Raw genomic sequence first — 12,218 nt, 5'->3', positions numbered from 1 at the left:
CTAAACCAAACTATAAGCCATTCCTTAAATCTAAAAACAACTAGTTTATTTTAAAATCTACTCAATTCATTTATTTTAGACTCAATTACTTTTTTTAAAAAGAGACTTTTATCATTAAGATCATACTATTTACTTAAATAATCAATCTTAAACTCTATCCAGTTAGTACAGCAGGATTGCAGAAAATTTTTTTAAAAATTTAGTTACGGGAAAATTTAATGCTTCGGATTTTGGAAAATGGTACATTGAATTACAATAAATGGAAAAGTATAATATGAAACAGAACTCCTTGAGGAATATTGCATTTTAAATTTTATAAATACAAAAAAGCCAAGAAATTGGAGAAAAAATGTGAAAAAGAAATTTTTTATTTCATTTCTTATTGTAAGTATGCTTTTAGGTGGTTGCTCTAACTATAAAGAATTAAATCAAATATCGATTGTGGTTGGAATGGGGATTGATTACTTCCCTAAAGAAAAAAAATATCATGTAATCACTCAAATTTTTAATCCTAGTGCAATTGCGACTACAACACAGTCAGGTTCTCAAAGTGTTCCAGTAATTGCGTTAGATGCAAAAGGTAGAACCATTTCAGAAGCTGTACGAAATGTGTCTAAGAAAGGATCTCGGCAAAATATATATTCTCATGTTGCTCTTGTTATAATAGGAGAAACATTAGCAAAAGAAAACTCATTGAATTATATTTTCGATGTATTTGAAAGAGATTCTAATATTCGTGTAAATATTCCAGTTATTATTGCAAGAAATAAAAGCGTTGATGAAATAATGAATAACATAGCCTCACTAGATAAAATATCTGCTCAATCAATTGTAGGTAAAATTAAAAATACATCAGCCCTTTTAGGTGAAAATCGAGATACATTAATGCGTGAGGCAATTTCTGCAATTTCTAGTAGTGGAAGGGAACCAGTAATAAATGGCGTGAGCTTAGAAAATGAAAGTGAAGCATCACAAACACTTGAAAATGCTAATAAAGTCAATTCTAGTTATGATAAGATAAATGGCACAGGGATTTTCAAAGATGGAAAATTAGTTGGTTGGTTAGATGGACCACCGGCAAAATCAATACAAATTATTGATAATCTGATCAAAGAAACGAATGTCCAAATACCATGTAATAAAAAAGAATATGACTCGATGGAGATTACTCGGGTAAAATCTAAGACGGAAATTAAAATCAAGGGTAATATACCAATTATAAATATAAAAATCGAATCAATTGGCCATATTGACGAGGTATTTTGTAATTCCAATTTTGATAAAGCAAAAACTCTCAATAAATATGAAAAATCAGCTGAAAATGTTATAAAACAATCAATAGAAAAAGGGATTTCTGAAGTAAAAAAACTCGGTGGAGATGCATTTGGATTTGGTGAAAAATTATACATGGTTAACCCAAAAATTTATAAAAAATATGAGGGTAATTGGAATGATACATTTAAAAAGGCAAAAGTTACAGTAAGTGTCGACGTTCAAATTAATAACGTCGGAATGAGAAAGAAACCTTATCCTTATTAGGAAATGTTTGGTATCCACTTTTAAATTTCTCATTGAAACAACAAGACATTAGAGCTAAGTAAAACCCCATTTGGAAACTACAAAAGCCCCCTGTACTATTCGGGGGGCTTTTCAAATTCTTATCATTAAGAAATTTGTAGATATTTCCCGGGAATTTGTAAAAATTTGATATAAAATAAAATCTACTATTCAAAAGTATTATTTTGAAATTAACTGATATCAGTTGATTTTTCATTTTACTAGTAGCTTAGATGAAAAAATCTATTAACGATCGGATATCGCATAGTGATACATCGGTTCTGTTATATGTTACTTTTTTTTGTATCGTATACCAATTTTTACGATTAAAAAGATTTTTGAATTAATTGCAATTTGTATCAGCCAATGGATACGAAACAAAAAGCCGATACATCCTTAAGGAAGTATCGACAAGAAATTACTTATTAAAGTATTCATTTTTAAAAGTTTTAATCAAATTTGTACAAGATTAGCATAAAAAGATTTTAATAGGTCCTTTATTTTCTAAATAAAGAGAAAAGCCATCCCCATTTTTCTCTAGGCTTTTGTATCACAACTTCTAAACGTTTATTGAAATCATCTTGTGATCGCCATTCTATTCTTTGTTCTTCTCGTATGTTTTGTATTTCTTCTTGTAAAAAACCAATTGATTGTTTTTCTTGTTCCAGTAATGTCTCGTATTGGATTCTTTGTTGTTCGGCTAATTTTTCAATTTTCGTATAAGTTTTATTGGATGAATTCCCAATATTTGCACTTATATCATGATGATCTTGTTGAAGCCTGGAAACCGCCGTTTTAAGTTCTGCCATATCATTTTTCAGTTGAACATTCATTTCACGTGCAGCTGCAAGTTCACTGACTAAAAACCTTAAAAACTCTTTTAATTGATTTGGGTCATGTGGTAAATTTTCATATGTATCGGATATCGCAATTTGTGTTTCATCGTAACCTTCTAATCTTTCTTTTTGTTGAAATACGAGGTCTTTTGCAGTATCTTCCAGGGGCTTTTCTGAATCGCGTAACGCTATAAGCACTCTAATATCAGATTGAACAAATATACGACGATCGCCATCTTTCAAGAACTCATATCCATTGCGCTCTAAGATTTGGCCATACTTACGAACAGTAGGTGTTGCAATACCCAGTTCTTCTGCTACTTCCTTGGAAGAAAAAGCTCGTTCATTCGGTTGTATATCACTTCGCATATCGGACCTCCTTTTTAACAAATATGAAGGATTTTTCGGCATATTGCAACATATATCACTTTGATACAAAAAAACAAGTGATGATTTCCTATTTCAATAGTTTTGAGAGTAGCACTCTTACAAAAGCATTTTCCAAAATAAATGTTGGAAACGGAAAAATTTACAGTTTGAACATTTGATTTATGAATTCGTTCTACAAGTAAGTCTTAGAAAAGCAATATGAACGATATATATACAAAACTCTTCTTTATAATCTAGAGCTATTGATCGTGAAATCACCTAAAAAAACCCCTTTTCACAATTAAGTAAAATAGGGGATAAACTCATTATACTAAAATTGACATTAATTAGAGCCTAAAGCACCAACTACCGGATGTGGAACATAAGGCTCTTCCAAATACGCAACTTCTTCAGCCGTTAAATTAACCGACAATGCACCAACAGAATCTTTTAAATGTGAAATTTTAGTAACTCCAATAATTGGTGCTGATACTGGTTCTTTCTGCAGTAACCAAGCAAGAGCAATATTTGATTTTGTTACTCCATGTTTTTCAGCAATCTCTGCAACACGTTCCACAACAAGTCGATCCGTATTTTCAGTTGCACCGTATTTAGATTTTTGAGTTTCATCAGTTTCAGATCTAAGTGTCGTATTTGACCAATCACGTGTCAATCTTCCTGACGCAAGTGGACTATATGGAATGACACCGATTTTTTCTTCTTTACAAAGAGGCAGCATCTCCCTTTCCTCTTCACGGTATATGAGGTTCAGATGGTTTTGCATCGAGACAAATTTGGTCCATCCATTTTTCTCTGCAACATGTAGAGCCTTCAAAAACTGCCATGCATACATAGCGGAAGCACCAATATATCTTACTTTTCCAGCTTTTACTAGATCATGAAGTGCCTCCATTGTTTCTTCGATCGGAGTGTTATAATCCCAACGATGGATTTGGTATAAATCCACATAATCTGTTCCGAGGCGTTTAAGACTTTTATCAATTTCACTCATAATATGCTTTCGGGAAAGTCCTGAACCGTTGGGACCTTTATGCATAGGGAAATAAACCTTCGTAGCAAGTACTATTTCATCTCGATTGCCATAATCTTTTAAAGCTCTACCAACATATTCTTCACTAGTTCCATCTGAGTAGACATTCGCCGTATCAAAAAAATTGATACCTAAGTCTAGTGCTTTTTTAATGATTGTACGGCTACTTTCCTCATCGATTACCCATGGATGAATCCAACGTTTTGCATCTCCAAATCCCATACAACCAAGGCAAAGTCTAGATATTTCTAATCCTGTATTCCCAAGTTTTGTGTATTCCATTTTTTATCCTCACTTTCGGAAATATGTAATCTATTAATCTAAAAAAACTATACCTGGACTACATCACTAAAATTGTGATTGATAATCTCTACTAATTTAAATTCCCTGTTCTCATATTCAAACTTAAGGATGCAACAATTTCCAATTCGATCTTGTTGTACAATCGAACTTCTATGCTCCCAAACCCGCATGAAATTTCGTAAAGCTGCTCCATGTGAAACAGCTAATACCACTTCATTATCTTCTTCCATTATTTTTTGGCATGTAGTAGCCATTCTTTGTTGCAGTTCTTTTTGATCTTCTCCACCAAACTTAACAAAGAAATCACCATAAGGTAGCGGTGGATTTAAATCTTCACTTTCACCTTCAAACGTTCCGAAATTCCATTCTTTTAATCCTTTTAATCTTGTATACGGCAATTCCGTAACGATTTCCAACGTATCACTAGCTCTTTCTGATGTGGAACAATAGGCATGATCAAAAATAACTTTTTGTTCTTTAAAGTACGTTGCAGCGGCCTCTGCTTGTTTAATTCCTAATTCAGTTAGAGGTGAATCACACCAACCTTGAATCTTCCTTCTTTTATTAAATAATGTTTGTCCATGTCTCATTAAATAAAAAGTCTTTTTCATTTGTATCCCCCTTTTGAATCTTAAAAGCAGATTTTAAAAATCAAGTGGTACGAGTTCAATAGACCTTTTTTGGCTCAAAATTACTAACAACTTATAATCTTATATTATCAATATATTATTTTTAATCGTTAGCTTATTCCTCTCAAATAATTGCCTAATACTCTTAGTTCTAGAAAAAGTTTAACAAACTGACCACAAAAAAGCCCAAACCTTTGTTACGTGTAGGTTTGAGCTTTTCTAAATAGATCATTTTGCTGTAGTAGTGTATTTTTCTTCCAAAGTCTTCTTTAAAAATGATGCTAATTCGAGCATTCCGAATTTTCCAGCTTTTTCTTCTGCATCTGAGTTATAGTTCGTATTTGTATTGATATCGTAAGTAAAAATTGTACCTTCAGCATCTCTGATAAATTCGATTCCGGCAACTTGAACATTATTTTTAACTAGAACCTCTTTATATTTATTTATAATTTCGTCCTCAAAGCTTTCAATAATTTGGAACTTAGGCTTCTCTTCTACCTCTTCTCCTACTGGGCAGAATAAATCACCAATTTGGCAAGCATCAGCTGGGCAAAGTTCAAAGCCTTCAGAAGTATCAACTTTAACTGCATAAACAAAGTTTCCTCCTACGAATTCACAACGAGTGATGTAGCTTTCAGGTGATTGGATGTATTCTTGAATAAGTGTAATACCATCGACTGGTTCTTCAAAAGTCGGTCCTTCAACATAAGCTTTTAAAGCATCAACACTATGGAATAGTTGAACCCCTAAGCCTTTACCTGCACGATTATGCTTCGTAATAAATGACTGTCCAGCAAAACGATTAGCTGCCTTAATAATATTTTGTTTTCCAACTGCTGCAATCGTTTTCAGAGTCTTCACACCATATTTGTCTAGCTCTAAATATTGTAAAACTTTACTAACTTCTAATTTCAAGGCATTCGTTCCATTTAACACAGTACGACCATGTGCTTCAAGCCAAGCTAATACTTGCCCAGTAAATTCAGCTGCAAAACGATGATCACGTGTATGAGAAGAAGCACTCATGCGGCTATAAAAGATTCCTTCTGGTGGTACTGTTGATAAATCTACCGTACCTTCATCTAAATGCCATTCCTCATAAGGAACTCCAAGCTCCTCTAATCTTTTTGTTAAATGGATTGTCCACTCACTGTTTTCATGTATTACATATACCTTACTCATTTTTATTTCCCCTTTCTAGCATTTTATTAAACTACGTTTTTGTTCTACTAATGGCATAACCTGCTTGGAAAAGCGCTCCATTTCCTCTAACTGAGGTGAAAATTGTAATAATAATAAGTCTAAGCCAGCTTCTTCATATTGTAAAATTCGATCTGCTATTTTCTCTGGTGTTCCTACTAGATTTGGTCTAAGACCACGGTTTGAAACTGAGTAATCTTGTAATTGAATTTGTTGCTCTAATTGTGATTTTGTCGTGAAGTCTTTAAAGCCAGCATAACCACTTGAATCTTTCACAGTCGTAATTTTTTTAAGCTCAGCCAAAGCCTCTTCTTCTGTATCTCTACAAATAACATAAGCGGCCATACCGAAAGAACTTAATGGTGCATTGCCAGTTTGTTCACGGCGTACCTTCATATCTGTTACTTTCTGATTAATTTCTTCAACTGTTCCGCCGTGCATCACATATGCGTCACATTTTTCAACAATTGTTTGCTTACCTTTTTCACTTTCACCACCTGCATAAAGAATCGGGTTTGGTCTTTGTACAGGTTTTGGAGCAAGCTTCGTATCTTTTAAGTCGTAAAATTTTCCTGAATAATTGAACGTTTCTTCTGTCCATAAGCCTTTTAGAACATCAATAAACTCCTCTGTACGAGCATAACGATCATCATGTTCTGTAAAAATACCGCCATATTGACGAGCTTCCTCTGCCCACCATGCAGAAACAACGTTTAGCGTAAAACGACCGTTACTGATTTGATCAATATTAGCAGCCATTTTTGCTGTTACCGCAGGATTATGAAAACCTGGACGAATCGCGGTCATAATTTCGATTTTTTCCGTCACTGCAGCAAGTGCCGCTGCTGTTGACCAAGCTTCAAGTGAATCATGCTCTGGACCTTTAATATCGTTTAAATATAATTCAGCAATTAAAGTCGTCGAGTATCCCCATTTTTCAGCTGATTGAATGATCTCTTTAGCATATTCAAAAGTTGGTGGCATACTTTCGTCATCCACATTGCGTAACCATCCTCCAAAAATCGGTAACCAAAAACCATATTTCATTTCTATTCTCTCCTTCATCATTAAAATTATCTAGTTTTCGCATTGGTTAAGTTGGGTTTATATTTAATGAAATTCAGTTATGTTATACCTCCTACGTAAATAAATAAGAAAAGAAAAAGCCTCTTTCATTCAGAAAGAGGCATCGGAAACAATTGTTTTCGACTTATCTATCAGAATGATTTCATTCTGCAGGAAGTGGCACCGTTCCTTAATAAGGAGGTTGCCGGACGTCATAGGGCCTGATCCCTCGGTCACTCTCGATAAGTTTGTGTTATGTAATTTCAATAACTGAATCATAAATCCTAGTAAACGGATTGTCAATAAGGGAATTTAAGCGTTTACATTTAGAAAACGCTTTCATTATTGTTATTATTAGAAATAATTAAATTTTACAAAATTTCAAATGGGCAATATTTGATAAAATATGAAAATAACTTTATCCATATTTTTGCCAACAAAAAAATCGACTAATTGTCGATCATGATATTCTTTATCAAAGCAACTATTTATAAATTATTAATCTCATTAGCAGTACGGACTCCTGCTTCTATTGCCCCTTGCATCCAACCAGGAGTAGATGATGCATGGGAGCCGCCAAAATGAATTCTTCCTTCAGGTGAGCTGATATAAGGACCGAGTTCTTTTTGTTGATTTGGTTTATACATAACAAATGCTCCACCTGAGAATGAAAATTGCGTCCAACTTTGGGAATATCCTACTAAAAATTCTTTATAAACTACGTCACCAAAAATGGTTGAAAGATTGGCTAATGCCTTATCAATACGTGTATTATTATTCATATTTTCCCAAATTTGTGCATCGTCTCCCCAAGTGTAACTTGCTATCATTACACCCATTTCTTTTCCAAAATCATGACTAGGTAAATATGAACTCTTAATTGGTAAATCAGTTACTATTTTCCCACCAAACAAACCATACTTTTCCCAAAATCTCGTTCTGAACTGTATGGCAATTTTTGTTGAATCTGCATAATGTAATTCTCTTATCACTTTCCATTTTTTATAAGAAATAGACTCAAATGGAAGAAGATCTACAAAATTAAATAAAGAATAAGGGATTGTTGAAATAACATAATCACATTTATTAATATAATATTATTGATACTTTTTTTAAAAAATAAAAAGTAAATGCGCTATCTCAGGCAAATCTCTAAATAAAATAATCGTAAGGAGTGGGCTGTTTAAAACACTAAGTCCTTCTTGATATTGGGGCATGGTAAAAGATTGCTCCTATAGTTTACTAACTTCATAACAGCTTAAAGCATTATATTGAAAAAAGTACATTACTCCGAATATGGAATAATGTACTTTTTTTCAATATCTGGCATTTCTATTGGTAGTTACCAATCAATCCTTATCCCATCTCTAAAAAATCCTCCGTTAGGTCCTTCACTTCCAATTGTTGCTAACCAAATAATAGACTTAGCAGCTTGCTCAGGAGTTCTTGGGGCAGATGGTCCACCCATGTCAGTGCTTACCCATCCCGGATCGACGGCATTTATTTTGATATCTCCTTTGCTTTCTGCAGCTAGCAATCTGGTCAATCCATTTAGAGCAAGTTTAGATAGCTTATAAGCTCCTACTTTTGGATATGCCATTTCACTCATCTCTCCATATTCTGAAGAACCATTAATAATTCTCCCATAACCTTGTTGTTCCATAATAGGAATAAATGTACGAATCACATGGTATGCCCCGAAAAAGTTGGTTTTCATCGTTTTCTCGAGAATTGTAGGTTCCATTTTTAATAAGTCTTCATCTTCATGAAAAATCACGCCAGCATTATTAATCAATACATCTAATCTTCCATACATTTTATTAACAATTCCGGCAGTGTTATTGATACTTTCTTGATTGTTTACATCCATTTCTATAAAGGAAACGTCTAGATTGAAATCATTAAATTTCTGAGTTACCCTATGCCCCTTTTCTGGATCACGACTTGTTAAAATCACTTTAAAACCATTCAAAGACAATTGTTTGACTAACTCATATCCAATACCTCGATTTCCGCCAGTTACAAGTGCAATTCTTTTTTCATGTAACATATTTGCGCCTCCTTATATCGTTACTTAATTTTTTACTCATTAAAAAGGTAGTCTCCCTTATAAGGAGAGTTGTTTAGTTGAATTATATAAATAATTTCTAAATAGAATACTTACCAAACCAAGTATCAATGATAAAATTCCCACTAATATGACATATCGTGTACCTAACTCAGTTATTAATGCCCCACCAACAGCTGCACCGATTGTTGTTCCTATGTTACAAGCAGACAAAAATAAACCGTTAGCAAAATCTGGGGCCTCGGGTGCTGATGATGTAATCCAATATTGGTTGATATTACCTCCAATACCTGCAAGAATCCCCCATGCTAATGTGATAAACAAAACAGATACTGTAAAACCACCTGTAAAGAATAAAATGATATAAATGATCGCTAATATAAATGGATAGATGAATACCGTTTTATTCGCATTTTTCGTAAGTAATTTCCCTGCTACTACGTTACCTATAATATTAGCACTACCAAATATGAAAAATATTAAACTTATAAGTTTCGGAGACATATTCGTAACTGTTTTTAAATACTCAGCAAAATAACTATATACTCCAAATACCGCTGAATTTAATAAAATAACCCCCACGATTGAAAGCAAAGTAATCGATTTTTTTAAGACGCTTAATTGCTTTCCATATGAAAGTCTTTCCTTTACAGGCATCGGCGGTACAAAGAGCAATGTAGCAAAGAAGACAATAGTATTAACAATAGCAAAGAACGCCATTGCTAATTGCAAATTAACTGCACTTGCAATAAAACTTACGATTGGTACACCAACAACCATACCTGCAGAAACTCCTATAAATACTTTAGAGACAGCTTTTGTAGCTTCATTTTTACTTACTGAAGCAGCAGCTACTGTAAAAGCTAAAGAACAATAGATGGGATGAAAAAATGCTGGAATGATACGAGCTAGCAATAGAATGTTAAAATTACTTGTAAATATTGAAACCATATTCCCTACTAAGAAAATACCAAGAACAAGTAACATCACTTTCTTGCGATCGATCCCCGAAAATAATAACGGCAATGTTGGTCCAGCTAATGCAACAGCAAATGCAAATAAACTCACTAACAACCCTGCTTGTGATACACTAACATCATATTGCGCTGCAATGTCTGGTAATATCCCTATAACCCCCATTTCAGTGTTTAAAATGCCGAAAACACCAAACGATAGTATAAATATAAGTAAGTAATTATTTCTCACTCTAATCCCCCTTATTAAATAATCTTGTTGAATTTAAAATCCACCCGAAAGAATATCGAGAGTGTATACATATTTAGATTTTAAAAGTTACAAATCCACTTGTTTAGTTTGGCAAATGATTGCCAATTCATCTTACTATTTGATTTCACACTTTGTAATCTATTCTACTGCACACTTTTGATATAGCAATTACTTATATCTTATAACCAGATATGCTTGATAGGCATAGTTATTTTATATATACTGAAATCACTAAGGGGGAGTGATGTATGGAAATTAGAGTATTGCGATATTTTCTTACTGTAGCAAGAGAAGGAAGTATTACGGGCGCTGCTAATTTTTTGCATATTACACAGCCTACTTTGTCCAGACAGTTAAAAGATCTTGAACAAGAGTTAGGTAAAAAACTATTTATTCGCAGTAGTCACAGTATCATTCTGACAGAAGAAGGAATAATTTTGAGAAAAAGAGCAGAAGAAATCGTTGATATGGTTGATAAATTAGAGGATGAATTTAGCTCAATGGAGGAAACCATTAGTGGTGATGTACACATAGGTGGTGGAGAAACAGAAGCCATGAAACAGATTGCTCGAGTAATAAAAAATCTACAGTTAAGCTATCCAGGAATACGCTATCACCTATACAGTGGTAACGAAGACGATGTGACTGAACGGCTAGACAAAGGGTTACTTGATTTTGGGATTCTAATTCAACCCGCTGATTTATCAAAATACAATTATATAAATATCCCCGCTAAGGATGTTTGGGGCGTAGTAATGAGAAAAGACAGCCCGCTTGCCTTAAAAAATACGATTCAAGCAGTGGATTTATTAAATATTCCCTTAATCTGTTCAAGACAAGCAATTAAAAAGACATTTTCTAAAAATGAATTTGCGGACTGGTTTCGTGAAGAATTTGATAGACTAAACTTCGTGACTACATACAACCTTGCTTACAATGCAGCGATTATGGTAGAAGAGGGCATTGGTTATGCTATAGTACTTGATAAAATCGTGAATACATCTAGTGATAGTAACCTTTGTTTTCGACCGCTAGAGCCAAGGCTCGAATCAGGTTTAAATATCGTTTGGAAAAGGCATCAGGTTTTTTCGGCTGCTGCTGATTTGTTTTTAAGAAAAATCCAAGAGGAATTTTTAAAATCTTCAAATGTTCTACAAAATTAATAGCCACCAATATACACACATGTCATGTATATTGGTGGCTTCTTTTTGTTACTTAGTAATACTAGTCCCGATTTTACTTTTAAAAATATTTTCTGTTCCTGCTTCCAAAGCCGTCTTATAATATGAACATTTATGCTCGATGAGTACCATTGTTTTTTTCAGTTCTTCCATCTGTGCTTCCACAATAGCTTTTCTTTCCATAAACATGTCATATCTTTGTCGTATTGTTGAGTCCCCCTCAGAACACCATTCAATGAAATTTTTAATTTCCTTAATAGGCATCCCAGTCGATTTCAGGCATTCAATTATTTTTAATGCTTCTATATCGGATTCTTTAAACACTCGTATTCCACTGGTTGTACGTTCTACAAAAGGTATAAGTCCTTCTTTGTCATAGTATCGCAAAGCATATACTGTAAGATTCAATTCTTTTGCTACTTCGCCGATTGAATATGTCTTCAATATTAATCTCCCTTTCATTAAGGCTTAGACCTCGAGTTAACTCTATTTTTATGAATGGATTTTATCATGTTATTTTTTTTATGTCACATATAAAGAAAGCAAGGTATTGGATCATTTTTAATCGAGATAAAAATCTAATGCAAAAAAGTCATAGTCTATTTTTGTATGTCGTGAAATTTTTTAAAAAAATATAATTTAATCACTTGACCTAGAGTTAACTAGAGGGAATATCATGATGGTGCGAGAGAAAAAAGTTAGTGTAAAAATGAATTCAGAGTTAAACCTGGG

The 12,218-nt window shown here is 33.4% G+C and carries 11 protein-coding genes and 1 riboswitch; of the genes, 2 read left to right on the top strand and 9 right to left on the bottom strand.

Annotated elements, in window-relative coordinates:
- Positions 1-351 precede the first annotated feature (351 nt).
- A complete protein-coding gene (locus ABEY15_RS07150; protein WP_429889418.1) occupies positions 352-1,539 on the top strand; it encodes a Ger(x)C family spore germination protein in 1,188 nt (395 codons plus the stop codon).
- A 515-nt stretch (positions 1,540-2,054) separates the two neighbouring features.
- On the opposite strand, the gene ABEY15_RS07145 is transcribed toward ABEY15_RS07150, so the two are convergent.
- The 8 genes from ABEY15_RS07145 to ABEY15_RS07110 form a co-directional block, all read right to left on the bottom strand.
- Positions 2,055-2,762, bottom strand: coding sequence for a hypothetical protein (locus tag ABEY15_RS07145; protein ID WP_429889416.1), 708 nt, complete (start codon positions 2,760-2,762; stop codon positions 2,055-2,057).
- Positions 2,763-3,105: 343 nt separating this feature from the next.
- A complete protein-coding gene (locus ABEY15_RS07140; RefSeq protein WP_429889415.1) occupies positions 3,106-4,095 on the bottom strand; it encodes an aldo/keto reductase in 990 nt (329 codons plus the stop codon).
- 47 nt (positions 4,096-4,142) lie between these two features.
- The gene (locus ABEY15_RS07135; protein ID WP_429889413.1) at positions 4,143-4,727 is read right to left on the bottom strand and encodes a histidine phosphatase family protein; all 585 of its coding nucleotides are present in this window, start codon (positions 4,725-4,727) and stop codon (positions 4,143-4,145) included.
- A gap of 246 nt (positions 4,728-4,973) precedes the next feature.
- Positions 4,974-5,927, bottom strand: a complete 954-nt coding sequence (locus ABEY15_RS07130; protein WP_429889412.1) for an ATP-grasp domain-containing protein — start codon at positions 5,925-5,927, stop codon at positions 4,974-4,976.
- 15 nt (positions 5,928-5,942) lie between these two features.
- Positions 5,943-6,992: an LLM class flavin-dependent oxidoreductase gene (locus ABEY15_RS07125; RefSeq protein ID WP_429889411.1), complete on the bottom strand. Its 1,050-nt coding sequence runs from the start codon at positions 6,990-6,992 to the stop codon at positions 5,943-5,945.
- A 160-nt stretch (positions 6,993-7,152) separates the two neighbouring features.
- Positions 7,153-7,259, bottom strand: a riboswitch (SAM riboswitch).
- A 239-nt stretch (positions 7,260-7,498) separates the two neighbouring features.
- Positions 7,499-8,101 carry a flavin monoamine oxidase family protein gene (locus tag ABEY15_RS07120; protein ID WP_429889651.1) on the bottom strand — a complete coding sequence of 201 codons (603 nt, stop codon included), beginning with the start codon at positions 8,099-8,101 and terminating at the stop codon, positions 7,499-7,501.
- A gap of 251 nt (positions 8,102-8,352) precedes the next feature.
- Positions 8,353-9,060: an SDR family NAD(P)-dependent oxidoreductase gene (locus tag ABEY15_RS07115; protein WP_429889409.1), complete on the bottom strand. Its 708-nt coding sequence runs from the start codon at positions 9,058-9,060 to the stop codon at positions 8,353-8,355.
- A 57-nt stretch (positions 9,061-9,117) separates the two neighbouring features.
- Positions 9,118-10,290, bottom strand: coding sequence for an MFS transporter (locus tag ABEY15_RS07110; RefSeq protein WP_429889650.1), 1,173 nt, complete (start codon positions 10,288-10,290; stop codon positions 9,118-9,120).
- Between the two features lie 263 nt (positions 10,291-10,553).
- Between ABEY15_RS07110 and ABEY15_RS07105 the strand changes: the two genes are divergently transcribed.
- Complete coding sequence (locus tag ABEY15_RS07105) at positions 10,554-11,468, top strand: LysR family transcriptional regulator (protein WP_429889407.1); 915 nt, start codon at positions 10,554-10,556, stop codon at positions 11,466-11,468.
- A 48-nt stretch (positions 11,469-11,516) separates the two neighbouring features.
- Here ABEY15_RS07105 and ABEY15_RS07100 read toward each other — a convergent pair whose 3' ends face one another.
- Entirely contained in the window at positions 11,517-11,930 is a 414-nt protein-coding gene (locus ABEY15_RS07100) for a MerR family transcriptional regulator (protein ID WP_429889405.1), read from the bottom strand.
- Positions 11,931-12,218 lie beyond the last annotated feature (288 nt).

The organism is Gottfriedia acidiceleris (assembly GCF_050457485.1).
Lineage (GTDB): Bacteria > Bacillota > Bacilli > Bacillales > Bacillaceae_G > Gottfriedia > Gottfriedia acidiceleris_D.
Note: the sequence above shows the minus strand (reverse complement) of the source record. Positions and strands in the feature narration are given on the sequence as shown.